This is a genomic window from Streptomyces sp. NPDC048275 (assembly GCF_040652275.1).
In the GTDB taxonomy this organism is placed as follows: Bacteria; Actinomycetota; Actinomycetes; order Streptomycetales; family Streptomycetaceae; genus Streptomyces.
The window spans coordinates 12833-27433 of record NZ_JBEZLR010000025.1; the positions used below are offsets into that span (position 1 = coordinate 12833).

Sequence of the window (14601 nt, forward strand, 5' to 3'; positions counted from 1 at the left end):
ACCACGGGTTTGTGTCCCCTTCGTGATCGTGGTCGGGCCTTCGTGGTCGGTGGTCGGGTCGGGGGCGGCCGGTTGTCTCGGGTCAGAAGCAAAAAACTCGCTCTGACCTGGGAGTTTGGAATGTCTCGTGCCAAGCAGTCACGGGAGGAGCAGCCTGCTCCTCCGACGGCCGCGGGCGCCCGGCTGCAGCAGATGCGGCGCCGGGTCCACCTGGGCCGCCTGGGCGTGTGGGCCGCGGTTGCGGCTGGTCCCGTCGCGCTGGCCGTCGCCGTCGCCACGCCGGCGACCGTGGTCCAGGCGGCCCCCACGGCGAAGCCGGCCACCGTGAAGACGGCCGCGGCCGCCAACCCGGCCGGGTACGCCACGGTGTTCCTCGACGCGTGGCTGCGCAGCCACGCGGGCGACGAGAGCAGTGCGCAGGCCCGGCTTGCGCAGTCGATGGGCCCGGACGTTGATCTTCCCGATACGTCGGGTGCGCAGCCCGGGCCGGAGTCGGTCGTGGCCGTGCGCAGTGCGCAGCAGACCGGCGAGGCGTGGTCGGTGACGCTGGCTGCGCAGTACGCCGACGGCTCGGTGCGCTACTTCGCGGTGCCGGTCGTCGCCGACTCAGCCCGCGCCTCGTTCACCGTGTCCGGTGCCCCCGGGGTGGTGGCCGGCCCGGCGCGCGCCGGGGAGGTGCAGTCGCCGTACAAGGTGACCGTCCCGACCGACGGCGATCTGTCGTCCGCGGCTGGGGAGTTCCTCGCCGCGTATCTGACGGGGGCCGGTGAAGTCGACCGCTACCTCGCTCCCGCGGTGAGTCTGTCGCCTGTCTCCCCCGCCCCGTACGAGACGGTCACGGTCCAGCAGTTGCTCGCCGCCGATCAGGACGCGTCCGCCGAGTCCGTCCCGCAGGACGGGACCCGGGTGCGGGTGATGGCCCAGGTGGAGGCCCGCGACAGTGCCGGGCGGTGGCCGCTGGCGTATGAGCTGACGCTCAAGGTCCGTTCGGGCCGCTGGGAAGTCGCAGGGCTGCAGTCCGGCACCGCCCAGGCGGGAGGCGGCCGGTCATGACCACTGGTGTGGTGCTCGCCGGGAAGCTCGATGACCTCGGTGACTCGTGGATCAGTATGTTCGAGCGCTGGGCGACCAAGGGCCTGCAGGCCGGGCTGCTCGTGCTCGTCGTCGTCATCATGTTCCAGAAGTTCAGCCTGAAGGCCGGGATCGGCGCCCTGATTCTGATGGTGATCGCGCTCGGCCTGTACAACTCGCGCAACGACCTGGCCAACATGTTCGAGGACGAGGTCAAGAACCCCTCCAAGTCGGCGCCCGCCGTTCCCGGCATCGTGCAGGGTGAGCCTGCGGCCGACCGTGAACACTCCGCCGGCGTCGGAGGTTGGCTGTGACCGCCGCCGCATCCGTGCGGATGGGCCGTTTCTACACCGCGGCCCGCCGCCACCCCTGGGTGCTGGGCAAGGTGGCCGACTGGCGAATCCCGCTCGGCCCGTTCACGCCCGCGCAGATACTCCTCGCTGTCGTCGGCGGCTTCCTGCTCGTCAAGACGATTCCGTGGTGGTCGTGGATGGGGCCGGTCCCCATCGCCGCCTGGCTGCTGGCCATTTGGGCCGTGCGCCGTCAGAAGATCGGAGGACGTGCCCCGCTCCCGGCGGCCCTGGGCTGGCTGCTGCTGTGCTGGCAGCCGCGCGGGGGCCGGATCGGCGGGCGGGCGGCCCGCGACCACACCGCCCGCCCTCTGGCCGGCGGCTTCGTCATCGAGGGTCTCACCCCGGCCGCGCCGGTCGCCGCGGCTCCGCGGACGCAGGCGTCCGCCGCGCGTACGCCGCGCCCGGGACCGGCACGGTCACGGTCGGGCGGTCGCCCGGCGGGCGCCGGTTCGGAGCCGGTGAGGCCGATGTCGGGTGTGCAGCAGCTGCTCGCGCTCGCCGGACAGGGGGGTGCGCGATGAGAGTGCCGATCCGTCACATCGCCGGGCATCTGGTGTGGTCGACGCACGGCAGCGTGTGGGCCCTCTACCGGTTGCACCCGGGTCCCGACGCGCAAGGCCGCACAGAGGAGACCGTGCAGGGCACCTATGTGCCATCCGCCGCACGGGAGGAACAACTCGCCAAGATCACACATCTGGTGCGGTCCCTGTCCGGGGCGCCACGGCTGTTCGGCCTGTGCGCCCGCGTCGATCCGGGGGAAGTCGCGCTGCGCATGATCGAGGGCATCGAACCCGCCGATGCGCCGCCGGGCCAGACCCACCCGTGGGTGGAGAACGTCGAGGCCACGCTGGATCTGCTGGACGGGCAGGAGATGCACCGCCGCACGCTGTGGCTGGCGGTCCCCCTGTCGACCGATGGCGCCGGCATGCATATGACTGCTCAGTTCGGCGCGATGTGGGCAGAGATCGCCCCGGCGCTGGGCATGCGGCCGACGCCGGTGGCGCGGCGGGAAGTGACCGCGTACCAGGAGCAGGCCTCACGGGTGGAGGCCGCACTCGCGGGCGGCATCGCGTTCCGCCCTGCGCGCCCGGCGGAGATCGTGTGGATGATCCAGCACGCTCTGCACCGCGGTCTGGATGAGCCGCTGTTGGCCGAAGCCGAAAGCAGCGAGCTGTACGGCGGGCAGGTCCGCGATGGGGTGCTGCACTCCCCCAGCTACGCCGATCTCGGGCAGGCCCGCCTCCAGGAGGGCGGTATCGACCCGGAGCTCGACGACGTCGACGAGCTCAAGAGCGCCGACCAGCTCACGCGGTCGGGGCGCAAGGCCTGGTGGCGGATCAAGACTGCCTCCCCGCTGCGCAGGCGGTGGCTGCAGATCGAGTCCGACGCCGGCACCGGCTACCAGGCGCAGTTGGCGCTCGCCGAGTGCCCGCCCGCGGTCAGCGCGGATGCTGCCGACCTGTTCGCGCAATTGGAGACGCTCGATTTTCCCGTCGACTACACCATCGACCTCACGCTGGTGCCTGCGGAGAAGGCGCGGGACCAGGTGCGGCGCAAGCGGAACGAACTCGTCGACCAGGCCGACCAGTACGACGCCCGCCCCACCGGCATGCCGACCTCGCTGACTGAGGCGGCCCGCGACCTGGGCGAGTTGGACGCCCGTCTGTCACGCACCTCGGTCGAGGTCGAGGTGCAGTCGGTGACCGTGCTGACCGTGTGGGGGCCGACCGCCGCGATCTGCGACGCCCGCGCCCGGGCCCTGGCGGCCCTGCTCGGCGGCGCCGACTACCGGGCCGTGCGCCCGGCCGGCCTTCAGGAGGCACTGTTCCTGCTCGGGCTGCCGGGCACCGCACGGCCGGGTGTGGTGCGGGAGTTCACCCAGCATCAGGTCTCCGAGGACTGGGCCCTGGGCGGCGCCTTCACGACCGGGGAGGTCGGTGACCCCAACGGCATGTTCCTCGGTTTCGACCTGGACTGCGGCACCACCCGTCCCGTCATGATCAACGTCGCGGACGCGCCGAAGCACGACGCCAGCGCCTCCCTGGGCATCGTCGGTGACCTGGGAGCCGGGAAGAGCGTCCTGCAGAAGCTGATCTCGGAGGCGGTGTGGGCGCGCGGCGGCTGCGCGATCTGCATCGACCGCACCCCCGTGCGCGAGTGGGCCACCTTCGCCCGTACCGCGGCTGCGGGCCGCGTCCAGATCATCGACGCCGCCCAGGCCGAGGTGTCCATCGACCCCCTGCGCATGTTCGACGGACCCGAAGGCCGCCACTACGCCCTGTCCTACCTCACCCTGCAGCTCGGCATCGGCCCGATGAGCACCAACGGCGAGGTCCTGCACCACGCCGTCGAGCAGGCCGCCGCCGGCGACGCCCCCTCCATGCGGCGCGTGCTGGAGGTCCTGGAGGAGATGGCCACGAGCGAGGTGGGCAAGCGGCAGGACGCGGCCTCCGCCCTCGCCGGCCTCGTCCGCGTCGTCGCCTCCAACTCCCTGGCCCGGATGGTGTTCGACCCCACTCTGCCGCCGGTGCGGCTGGACGCCTCCAGCGCCTCAGACATGATCGTGATCACGACGGCCGGTCTGAAGCTGCCGCCCAAGGCCGCGTTCGACAATCCGGAGATCCTGCACCAGCAGCCGCTGGAGGCGCTGATCGGGCGCGCGGTGCTCTACCTGATCGCTGCGATCGCCCGGCAGACCGCGTTCGAGGACCCCGAGCGGTTCACCGCGGTGGTAGCGGACGAGCTGTACTGGCTCACCTCGTCGGCCGAGGGCACCGCATTGGTCCACGAGATCCTCCACGACGGCCGCAAGCACGGCGCCGGCTTGTTCGCCGCCTCCCACGACTCCCTGGAGCTCGGCCCCGACCGCGGGCTGATGGCCTACCGGGCGCTCGCCCGTACCGCTGACCGTGAGCGTGCCCGCCGCGGCCTGGAGTTCGTCGGGCTCGACTCGAACGATCCGGAGCTGCTGCGGCTGGTGACCACCGGCCTGTCCCCCGTCGGCCAGAAGGGCCGGGAGGGCGAGTTCCTGCTGGCCTGCCCGCGGCAGAACACGGGCCGGGTCAAAGCCGTCATCCCCCGCATCGGGCGCATCACCGCCTCCATCGCCACCACGCCGGGCCGCCGTACGGCCGCGCGCCCTGCGCACGCCTCCGGTGGTCCCGACACGGCACGACCGAAGGAGCACGTCTCATGACCGCGTCTTCTTTCTCCTCATCCCGCTGCCGGCGCATCGCCGCCGTGGCGAGCGCCCTGATAGTGATAGCCCTGCCAGCCGCCCTGCTCGCCCTGGTTGTGGGGGCAGGCGTGCCGGAGTCGTGGTGGCCGCGCACCGGGCAGGCCTTCGCCGCTGACTCCCATTCCGGCTCCGCGCGCCAGGATCCGTGCGATCTGGTCGTGGGCCCGGCCAAGGAGTACTGCGAGCGCGGCACCAGCTCCACCGCGTCCTCCGCGGACGAGGCTCCCCGCGACGGCGCCAGCGCGGCGTGGATGGTCATTCCGTCCGCTGCAGGACTGGCTGCCGTCGTCGTGTGGCGGCGCCGGGGTGCTGCCGGACACGGGCGGCGCTGAATGTGGCACCCAGACCGCGGCACGCTCCGCTCGGCCGGTTTCGTCGTCCTGCTCTCCGGGCTCTTCGTCCTGGTCAACAGCCAGGTCGTGTACGCGGCGAGCGGCAACAGTGAGACCGGTGACCTCCTCGCACCGCTGAACATCACCTCCTCCGAGGGGGTGCCGATCAACGGCTACGAGCTGAACGCCGAGGGCGGCTCCATCGTCAGCTTCAAGACGCAGTCCCTCGCTTTCGCCCTGTCCGGCCTGTTCACCCTCATCCGACTGCTGGTCGGATTGGGAGGGTGGGCCATCGAGGTCGCCTTCCGGTTCCCGCTGCTGAAGATCCTCACGGTTCCGGCCCAGAAGGTCGCCGACGCCTACGACAACGTGGTCGTCGATACCCTTGGTCTCAAAGGGTTGCTGCTGGCCTGGGCTTTCGTGTTCGCCGGATTCATGATTGTGCGCGGCCGGGTCAGCCGCGGTCTCGGCGAGATCTTCCTGACCTTGCTGATCGCGGCGTTCGCCGCGTCCACCTTCGTCCGACCCGACTACCTGCTCACGCAGAACGGACCGTTGGGGCAGACCCAGCAGGTGGCCGCCGAGGTCGCCCAGCAGAGTGTCAACTCCTATGACTGGGGCGGCAAGCTCGCCAGCAAGGGCCCCTGCGATGGCATGGCCGGCAACGCCGAGATCAAGTGCCTGGAGCGGGAGAACGAAGCCCCTGTCTCCTCGACGGACGTGGCCCGCCCGATCCAGGACTCGATCACCAACGCGCTGATCGTCAAGCCGTACATGCTGCTTGAGTACGGGCGCATCCTCGACCCCGCCAAGGACTCCGACCGCAGGGCCTACGCCGTCCACCTGAAGTGGATCACCGGTGGATACAAGGCCGACGCCAAGCAGGGGAACGAGGACAGAAAAGACGCCTGCGACCTGATCAAGGGCGAAGCGAAGAAGTACTGCGAGCGCGGCACCGATGACGTCCCCGGGAACGACGGCAGCGACAGCCTGCCGGAGCTCACCCCGGGCGGCGAACTGCTGGACGCTTCCAACGCGATCGTCACCGACGAGGACCGCGAGTTCTACGCCTTCCTCCAGGATATGGAGAAGGCCGGCGACGTCGGCAAGTCCTGTGCCGACTACGCCGAAAAGCCCACCTGGTGGCGCGTCAGCGGCGCCGCGCTGCTGCTGATCGCGGCCTTGTTCATCTGCGGCATGCTGCTGTCCTCCGCCATCGTGCTGCTCGGTACTCAGGGCATCTGCGCCGCAGCGGCGGCTGCCGGCGGCGTCACCTTCATCGCAGGCATGCTGCCAGGGCCTCCGCGGCAGACGGTGTGGAAGTGGCTGTCGATCTGGGGCATCGCGATCCTCGCCATGGTCGGCGTCTGCGCCTTTGTGCCGTTCTTCGGGATCGCCATCGACGCCACCATCACCAACGGGCCCGACCTGATGGTGGAGCGGATCCTCCTGATCGACGTGCTGGCCATCGCGGGCGCGGCCGGGCACCGCCGACTGCTGACTGGCATCACATCCTTCGGCCGTCGTATGGCCATGCGGATGCGCTACGCCAAGGTCGGCGGCACCCACATGCCCGGCGATACCTCCGAGCTCGGCGCCGCACTCGCCATGAACTCCCCCGCAGCCATGGGCGGATACGGCGGCGGACTGCGCGCCTTCACCGGCGGCGGCGGTGGCGGCCGGTTCGGGCTGCTGGGCACCCGACATCGCCTGATGGGCGCCCTCTCCTCGTTCCTCGACGGCGCTGGCATGCCCTTCGACACCGGGCAGATGTTCGCCGACGCGGCTGCGGAGGCCGGGCGAGGCCTCGCGCCACTGACCGCCGCGGCGGCCGGTGCCGGGCTCGGCGCGCGGCTCGGCGTAAAGAGTGCGCACTGGCTGCTGATCGGCAGGCGCCCGGACAAGGAGCAGCTGGCCAAGTGGCAAAAGCCCACCGGCGTCGACGGTGAGGGCGCCACCGTGGGCGGCGTCGACGGTGAGGGTGAGGGTGAGGGCGGCCGCCTCCGGCTCGGTGGCCCGCGGGACCGCTACCGCGATGAGGAGGGCCAGGTCGTCGACCGCAACACCGGTGAGGTGCTGCACGACCAAAACACCGACCGCACCCTGCTGTCCACGCGAGCCCACAACCGGCTCGTCCGCTTCCGCGGCTACCGCATCCTCAACCGAGGCGGCCGGGCCGCCTACGGAACGACGGCAGGTCTGCCGGCCAACGTACGCCGGGCCGGGCAGAGCGGCTCGCGCTACACCCAGGACGCCCGCCAGCAGGTTCAGGTGTGGCGCAACACCGTGCGCGAAGACCGGCGGGCCTGGGGCGACGTGGGCCGGCACACCGCCCAGGTGATGCGCGACCACAACGACGACCGAGGCGAAATAGGCTTCCGCAGCCGTCGCCTGCCCACTGGGAGCACTACGACACGGCCGGGCAACCCCGGTACGCGGCGCTCGGCGCCGACGCCGTCCGCTCCCCCGCAGCGGCTGACGGACGCTCCCTCCGAGTTGCGTCGTCGGCTCCGCGACGCATTCGACCGGGGGCACAACGACGGTTCGCGGCCGCATCCGACGGACGGGACAGACGGCACCCGCAACGGTGGTGATGGCGAGTGAGGCGCCGTCGCGGACGGAAGGCCAAGTGGGGCTGTGTGGTGGGGATGCTGCTGTTCGCCGCCGTGTGCTGTGCCGCGCCGGTGGGGAACGCGATCAGCGCGTACGTCGCGTTGACTGCGCAGGATGACGGCGGGATCGCCGAGGGCGGCAGTGCGGCGGACATCCCGCCGCGGATGCTGGCCGCGTACAAGAAGGCCGTCCAGCAGGTCGGCAAGTATGTGCCGAAGTGCCGGGGCATGCGCTGGCCGGTCCTCGCGGGGATCGCCAAGGTCGAGTCCAACCACGGGGTGGGCCGCAACATTGCCGGCAACGGAGACATCCGCCCGAAGATCTACGGGGTGCTCCTCAACGGTTCCGGGGCCGGTGGCAACACCACCGTCTTCAAGGACACCGACGGCGGCAAGTGGGACGGCACCTCTCAAGGCGAGCGCGCTGTCGGCCCCTTCCAGTTCCTGCCCTCCACCTGGGAAGGCGTCGGGACGGACGCAGGCGGCGACAAGATTGCCGACCCGCACAATGCCGACGACGCCGCGCTCGGCGCCGCGATCTACCTGTGCGGCAACGGCCGTGACCTGACCAAGCGCGCCCAGCTCAAGGCCGCGATCCTGCAGTACAACCAATCAGGTGAGTACGTCGCCAACGTGCTCGGGTGGATCGACCAGTACACGGCGGCCGCCAAGGATTCGGAACTGAAGAACGTCACGGGCAAGGTTCGCACCGTCATCGAGGCGGCGCTCTCCCAGCGCGGTGTGCTCTACTCGTGGGGCGGTGGCAACGCGAACGGCAAATCGACCGGGTCCTGCTGCTCGCCGAGCGGGAAGAGCGGCACGGGGATCAAGGGCTTCGACTGCTCGGGGCTGACGCAGTACGCGTACGCGAGGGCCGGCATCAGCCTGCCGCGCGTCGCGTCCGCCCAGGCCGGGGTCGGCCAGCGGATCCCGGCCAGCCTCGGCACGCTCGCGCTCAAGCCCGGTGACCTCGTCTTCTATGCCACCGCTCCCGGACGCGACGCGACGATCTATCACGTTGGCATCTACGTGGGCAGCGGGCAGATGGTCAACGCCCCCAAACCGGGGACGGTGGTGCGCCTGGACGGCGTGAACACCATGTCCGGCTTCGCGGGGGGAGCGAGGCTGCTGTGACCACTTCTCCGGCGCGCTCGCCGCGGCTGCTGATCGTGAGCGCCGCCCTCCTCGCCGTCGTCGGCGTCGCCTTGCTGGGCGTACCGCACAGCCAGGAGCCACCGGCCCCCGAGACGTCGTCCACCGTGACCGCGGATCAGTCCTCTGCGGCCTCGGCGCCGCCCGCCGACAAGTCAACCGCCGCTGCGTCTGTCTCCACCACGCTCGCCGCATCGACACCGTCGGTCCTCGAGTCCGCTCTGCCGCCGCATGGCGAAGGCGTGGCCGGCGACCGGGCTGTCCAGCAGTCGCTGGAGGCAGCCTGGCCATCCGACCTTCCCGCCGCCGACGAGCGGCAGTTGCTCACCGCCGGCCGGGCGCTGCTGCGCGCGGACGCCACCGGAGTCGGCCGGACGAAGTGGCCGGACGTCTTCCCCGACTCGGACCAGGCGGTGGCCCCGGCATTCGCCACCGTTCGCTTCCGTATCCAGGCCGCGAACGCCCGCCGTGACGGCAGCTCCAGCAAAGCGGTGGTCCATCTGGTGTGGGCCGGCACGGACCGCGGCGGTACCTACACCGACCTCCGTATCACCGATCTTTTCTTCACCCGCAGCATCAAGAAGGGAGAGCCGACATGGACTCCACAGCCTCGTATCTGACGGGCCAGGCCTTTGAGGAGGCCTCCGGTCAGGTACTCGGCCTGGTCACCTGGCTCGTCGAAGCCGTCGACTGGCTCTACGACCACTGGTACCTCCTCGCCCTCGCCATCGCCGTGCCCTGGGGCGTGGGCGAGATGGTGGTGCGGCGCCTCGCGCGGCGGGCCTGTGCCGAGCGGATGGCCCTGGAGCTCACCCCCACCCGGCACTTCGACCCGGGCATCGAGGAAATCTTCCGCCGCGGGGTGCAGCTGGCGCGGGCCTCGACGACCATGCCGTGGTGGGCGCCGCGCCGGTCGAAGACCGTGCAGATCAGGCTGCGCGCGGACGGCTCCAGCCCACTGCGCTACCGCATCGAAGGCCCCGCGGGTGGCGAACGACTATTGAGCATCACCCCGTTCGGGCCGGACGTCACCGTCGACCGGGCCCGTCCGATCGTGGACAAGCCCCGCGACCATGTGGTGCGGGCGGAGTTCATCCTGCGCGGCAAGCTCACCTCTCCCCTGCGAGAGGTGCCGCTGGAGCCCGACCCGCTGCAGCCCCTGGTCGACGCCGTGTCCGACCTGCGCGCCGAACTGGGCGACCTCGCCGAGGTCCGCCTCGACATCCAGCGCGCCCCCAAGTGGGCACTGCGCGCTCGCCGTCTACAGCTCATGAGCGCCGCACGCCGCCAGGAGCGCCGGGAGACCCAGCGCGCGGCACGCTGGGTGCGCCAGGACGCTACCGGGATCGAGGACTCGTTGGCCTGGAACCTGCAGGCCCTGGTCACCGGCAAGGACGGATCAGCCCGGCGGCTGGTGATGCCCCCGGTGCCGCGCCGGGTGGACCCGGCCGAGGCGCTCGGCAAGCTCGCCCATGACGACCACCTCGTCCGGGTGCAGCTGCTCGTGATGTGCGCGTCCAACATCGAAGGCCGTGCCCAGGCCCGCCTCGCCCAACTCCAAGCCGGGTTCGATGTGTTCGGCGGCCGCTCCCGGTGGGCCATGCGCGGCTGGCGGCTGGGCCCGTGGCGGTTCGGTGCCGATCACTGGCCCACCCGGCGCAGCTTCGAGCGGCGCTGGGACTTGGGTCAATGCCAGCCGCCCCGCGCAAACTGGGTGCGACTGGAGGAACTGACCGGGCTGCTCAAGCCGCCCACCGTCCACTGCCGGCTTCCGCTGCTCGCCGGTGACCTGCCGACCTTCGAGTTCGGGGATCCTGAGCTGTTGCTGCAGGGCATATACCGGGGACCCGACGGCCGGCGGCGTCTGGTCGCCACCCACACGGTCGAGACGCTGTTCGAGTGCGGAGTGGGCAAGGCCGGTGGCGGGAAGACGGAACGTGCTTTGGCGCAGGCGATCGCGTGGGCACACGCCGGCGGCGGGTTGATGTTCGTCGACCCGCACCGCGACTCCTGGCCGCGCGCCGCGACGTTCCTCGCACACGACCACCTGATGCAGAGGATTGCGCTGATCGACCTCAACGCAGCAGGGTCCTCCCCGATGTTGACCTCGTGGAATCCGATCGCCATGCACCATGGGCAGACTCCGCACGATGTCGTCGAGGCGGTCACCGACGCCTTCGCCTCCATACTCGGCTGGGACGATGCCGCCGCTCCCCGCGCGCTGACCATCCTCACGTCGTCCCTGGCCGTGCTGGTCGCCATCAACCAGGCCGCCTGCCAGGCCGGCCGCCGCGAAGACCAGACCACCATCTTCCACATGCGGTCGCTGCTCTCCGACCCCGGCTTCCGGAGCGCGGCGCTGGCCACCGTGGCGGACCGGCTGGACGAGGAGACGCGGGCGTGGTGGCGGACGGTGTTTCCGACGTTTCCCCCGGACGCGTTCGGGGTCGTCCTCAATCCGCTCGCCCGGCTGGCCTCCAACCCTGTCACCCGAGCTTTTCTGGGTCAGCCCGTCGGTGTCTACAACAGCCGGGCGGCTATGGACAACGGGCTGGTCGTGTGGGTGTGTCCGGCCGGGAACGGACCCACTGACCGGCTGCTGACCGCGCTGATCGCGCGGGACCTGTTGCGGGCAGTGCGTTCGCGGCGGGACACACCTGAGGAGCAACGGCGGCGGTTCAGGCTGTACTTCGACGAGCTGATCACCCTGACGGGTGCCGCCCCGGAAACCATCGCGTCGATGTTCGAAGATTTCCGCAAGTTCAGGGTCTCGGTGCACGGGATGACCCAGTTGCTGGGGCGTCTGCCGGCCCCGGTGCGGATGTCTTTGACGCAGAACGCGTCCACGCTGGCGTCCACGGCGGGATCCAAGACGGCGATCGCTCCGATCACCGCGGAGTGGGGGGACAAGCCGAGCGCAGACGAAGTGGCGGTGCTCGACCGGTTCGAGCACTACATGTCGCTCACTGTCGGCGGCCGCCGTATCGGACCTGTCCGAATCACCGGCCCGCACCTGGACGAGGTGTTCGCCGACTACGCACGTCCCGGCAAAGTCGCCGCCCTGGAGCACGCCGCCCGTGTCACCGCCGGGGCGGTGCCCCTTGATGAGCTCACCGCCACCGCTGCCGCTCAGCAGGCCCGTGTCGTCGATTTCCTCACCCAGCGCGCTCCCGCCGCCACGGCGGACGTACGCCTGAGCAAGCACACGGAGGGATACCAGTGACCTTCACCGCCGGGCGACAGGGCGAGATAGACGGTGCGCATGCCGCCAGCGCCGAGGCAGCCCAGCACCAGGAAGGGCCCGAACCTGTCGGGATGTCCCGTGCTCACTGCCTGATTCCCTCTTCCGTGACGTGTGTCGCTGGCCGGACATGGCCGCCATTTCAACGTACCTGCCGGAGTGAGGTCGCTAGCACACGGGACAAGCGAAGGGATAGGGCGATAAATCGACTTCAACTTTCGAAAGTGACCGCGTACGTCCCGAGTTGTACGAGTGAACTCAAATATCCTGCTGGGAAGTTGACGGGCATATGCGTAACGTTGCCGCTACGCAAACGCACAACCGCAGCCTTGGTCAGGCCGCGACTGCGGACTGCCGTACACGGCATCTGGGGCAGCGGCCTGCCGCACCGCGTCGTACGGGGAGACCACGTGACACGAGCACAACGCCGCCGGGCGGGGCTCACCACCGTTCACATCCGCAGGCACGCAACCGCCGTGCTCCTCGCGGGAAGTCTGGTGGCGCTGGCCGGATGCAGTGACAACGACTCGAAGGCGTCGGAGTCCGAACCCAGCCAGAGTCGTACAGCGGGACCATCTACGTCCCCCAGTTCCACGGCTGATCCTGAGAAGGCCGCGGTCCTCGCCGCGTACACCCAGTCCTGGGCTTCCCAGACCGAGGCCTACGCCAAGGCGTCTTCCACAGGCACCGACTTGCGGAAGACCACCACTCTACGGGCCCTGGGTCTCATCGAGCAGGACCTGGAGACCATGCGGAACGCCGGACAGGTGACGATCGGGAAACCGGCGATCCACCCCAAGGATCCCGAGGTGACCGATGGTGAGATTCCCAAGGCGACCCTCACGGACTGCGTCGACACCACGAACTGGACGCTGATCGACAAGGCCACGAAGAAGAAGGTGCCGCTGCCATCGACGCGGCTCATCAAATACGTCAGTACCGCAAAGCTCGAGAAGTGGGGGACGAAGTGGATGGTCACCGAGTTGACCGCTCAAAAGCAGACCTGTTGATGCGACGCCCCGCCTTATTAGGCGCCGCTCTCGTCCTGGCCGCGGCGGGCGCCGCGCACGCCGACGAGGACCCCGATGTCGGCGCGGGCAAGTGCCAGGTCGTCAAGTTCTGTGTCGACGTCAAGGTGCCCGGCAAGACCGGCGGCGATAACCAGCAGGCCGGCTCCCAGGACAGCGGCGACAGCAAGCTGAAGTGCAAGTACACCAAGATCGACCCAGAGCCACCGGCCAGTGCCAAGGACCTCTGGAAGGGCGCCGACCCGAAGACGAGTGACCTGTACTTCTACTCGTGTTCGAACGGCGGCCAGGACAACCCCGACGGGTTCGTCACCGTGCCCAACGGCCAGCCCCCTCAGCAGCAGGTGAATCCGCAGGAGTTGGCGCAGCAGGTCGTCGACTCCATGACACTGCTGGGCCCCGACATCAACATCAATCCCAAGCCCGGCGGCAAGGGCTTGGTGGGCATGCCGGTGTGGATGGCCGTGGACCAGTCGCAGACCACATGGGGTCCGAACACGGCGAGCGCTTCGGCCGGCGGGGTCACAGTGACCGCGACGGCGAAGGTGGCGAAAGTCGTGTGGTCGATGGGGGACGGCTCCTCGGCCACCTGCATGAGTCCCGGCACGGTCTACCAGAAGTCCTACGGCCTGAAGAAGTCGCCGGACTGCGGTCACGTCTACACCCAGCCGTCGGCTGACGCGCAGGGCGGCACGTACAAGGTCACCGCGACCTCGACCTGGGTCATCAACTGGCAGGGGGGCGGGGCGAACGGCCAGGTGACCGAGGTCCGCAACTCGTCGGTAGCCGTGGCCATCGTCGAGTCGCAGGCCGTCAATTCGTAAACGTCGCATGAGATCGAAGGGCCTGTAGGCCGATGGACAGCACTCAGACTTCCTTTGCACCGCGTCGTGATGCACAGCGGCAGCCCGATCTGCCCGTCAGCACCGGCACGAAGAAACGATCAGGCCGCACGTGGTCGGTGCCCGTTCTGCTGGTGCTGGTGACGCTGATCGGTGCGCTCGGTGGTGCGGTCGTCGTGGCGCGGGCCGGGGACCGCGTCGATGTCCTTGCCGTCGCCCGGGATGTCCCGGTCGGGCAGAAGGTCACGACTCAGGACGTGAAGGTCGTCTCGTTCGCGGACGATCCCGGCCTGTCTCCGATTCCCGCCGCCCAACGGGCCTCGGTCGTGGGCCAGCGCGCAGCAGTTGACCTGCACCCCGGCGAGCTGCTGACCCGCGCGCAGCTCAGCGCGCGCGGTGGGCTGGGAGACACCGAGCAGGTGGTCGGTGTCGAGCTCAAGCGGGGCTTCGTGCCACGTGACGAGCTGCGCCCGGGCGACAAGGTCGCCGCAGTTGTCCTTCCCGCCCAGGGAGCGGACACGGGGGCCACGGGATCCGGGTCCACGGGGAGTGAAGCCGCGGAGACGATCGAGGCGACCGTGAAGTCGGTCGGCACCCCGGACTCGACCGGCGCGATGGTCGTCAACCTGGCGGTGGCCCCCGCGGACGGTCCCCTCCTTGCGACGAAGGCCGCGGCGAAGCAGATCGCGCTTGTACGGCAGCCCCGCCAGAGCGGGAGCTGACCGTGGCTCT

General features: G+C 70.0%; 12 protein-coding genes. All 12 read left to right on the forward strand.

The genetic code is table 11. From position 1 onward, the window contains the following. Positions 1-120: 120 nt before the first annotated feature. Positions 121-1053 carry a conjugal transfer protein gene (locus tag AB0D57_RS17290; protein ID WP_362072644.1) on the forward strand — a complete coding sequence of 311 codons (933 nt, stop codon included), beginning with the start codon at positions 121-123 and terminating at the stop codon, positions 1051-1053. After that, entirely contained in the window at positions 1050-1385 is a 336-nt protein-coding gene (locus AB0D57_RS17295) for a hypothetical protein (RefSeq protein WP_362072647.1), read from the forward strand. The genes AB0D57_RS17290 and AB0D57_RS17295 overlap by 4 nt, the downstream gene beginning before the upstream one ends. After that, positions 1382-1945 carry a hypothetical protein gene (locus tag AB0D57_RS17300; RefSeq protein WP_362072650.1) on the forward strand — a complete coding sequence of 188 codons (564 nt, stop codon included), beginning with the start codon at positions 1382-1384 and terminating at the stop codon, positions 1943-1945. The genes AB0D57_RS17295 and AB0D57_RS17300 overlap by 4 nt, the downstream gene beginning before the upstream one ends. Continuing rightward, positions 1942-4620: an ATP-binding protein gene (locus AB0D57_RS17305; protein ID WP_362072653.1), complete on the forward strand. Its 2679-nt coding sequence runs from the start codon at positions 1942-1944 to the stop codon at positions 4618-4620. Before AB0D57_RS17300 ends, AB0D57_RS17305 begins: the two co-directional genes overlap by 4 nt. After that, complete coding sequence (locus tag AB0D57_RS17310; RefSeq protein WP_362072656.1) at positions 4617-4994, forward strand: hypothetical protein; 378 nt, start codon at positions 4617-4619, stop codon at positions 4992-4994. Before AB0D57_RS17305 ends, AB0D57_RS17310 begins: the two co-directional genes overlap by 4 nt. After that, a complete protein-coding gene (locus AB0D57_RS17315; protein ID WP_362072659.1) occupies positions 4995-7598 on the forward strand; it encodes a hypothetical protein in 2604 nt (867 codons plus the stop codon). It begins immediately after the preceding gene. Next, positions 7595-8740: a bifunctional lytic transglycosylase/C40 family peptidase gene (locus tag AB0D57_RS17320; protein WP_362072662.1), complete on the forward strand. Its 1146-nt coding sequence runs from the start codon at positions 7595-7597 to the stop codon at positions 8738-8740. The genes AB0D57_RS17315 and AB0D57_RS17320 overlap by 4 nt, the downstream gene beginning before the upstream one ends. After that, the gene (locus tag AB0D57_RS17325; RefSeq protein WP_362072665.1) at positions 8737-9378 is read left to right on the forward strand and encodes a hypothetical protein; all 642 of its coding nucleotides are present in this window, start codon (positions 8737-8739) and stop codon (positions 9376-9378) included. The genes AB0D57_RS17320 and AB0D57_RS17325 overlap by 4 nt, the downstream gene beginning before the upstream one ends. After that, positions 9354-11981, forward strand: a complete 2628-nt coding sequence (locus AB0D57_RS17330) for an ATP/GTP-binding protein (RefSeq protein WP_362072668.1) — start codon at positions 9354-9356, stop codon at positions 11979-11981. The genes AB0D57_RS17325 and AB0D57_RS17330 overlap by 25 nt, the downstream gene beginning before the upstream one ends. A 428-nt stretch (positions 11982-12409) precedes the next feature. Beyond that, a complete protein-coding gene (locus tag AB0D57_RS17335) occupies positions 12410-13009 on the forward strand; it encodes a hypothetical protein (protein WP_362072671.1) in 600 nt (199 codons plus the stop codon). Continuing rightward, positions 13009-13851: an ATP/GTP-binding protein gene (locus AB0D57_RS17340; protein WP_362072674.1), complete on the forward strand. Its 843-nt coding sequence runs from the start codon at positions 13009-13011 to the stop codon at positions 13849-13851. Before AB0D57_RS17335 ends, AB0D57_RS17340 begins: the two co-directional genes overlap by 1 nt. 137 nt (positions 13852-13988) lie before the next feature. Next, complete coding sequence (locus tag AB0D57_RS17345) at positions 13989-14591, forward strand: SAF domain-containing protein (RefSeq protein WP_362072677.1); 603 nt, start codon at positions 13989-13991, stop codon at positions 14589-14591. Positions 14592-14601: the final 10 nt, after the last annotated feature.

Bases quoted from the DNA above. Each gene is read 5' to 3' on its own strand.
- AB0D57_RS17305 (WP_362072653.1), top strand. From the start codon at position 1,942: ATGAGAGTGCCGATCCGTCACATCGCCGGGCATCTGGTGTGGTCGACG.
- AB0D57_RS17315 (WP_362072659.1), top strand. From the start codon at position 4,995: ATGTGGCACCCAGACCGCGGCACGCTCCGCTCGGCCGGTTTCGTCGTC.
- AB0D57_RS17295 (WP_362072647.1), top strand. From the start codon at position 1,050: ATGACCACTGGTGTGGTGCTCGCCGGGAAGCTCGATGACCTCGGTGAC.
- AB0D57_RS17340 (WP_362072674.1), top strand. From the start codon at position 13,009: ATGCGACGCCCCGCCTTATTAGGCGCCGCTCTCGTCCTGGCCGCGGCG.
- AB0D57_RS17310 (WP_362072656.1), top strand. From the start codon at position 4,617: ATGACCGCGTCTTCTTTCTCCTCATCCCGCTGCCGGCGCATCGCCGCC.
- AB0D57_RS17330 (WP_362072668.1), top strand. From the start codon at position 9,354: ATGGACTCCACAGCCTCGTATCTGACGGGCCAGGCCTTTGAGGAGGCC.
- AB0D57_RS17290 (WP_362072644.1), top strand. From the start codon at position 121: ATGTCTCGTGCCAAGCAGTCACGGGAGGAGCAGCCTGCTCCTCCGACG.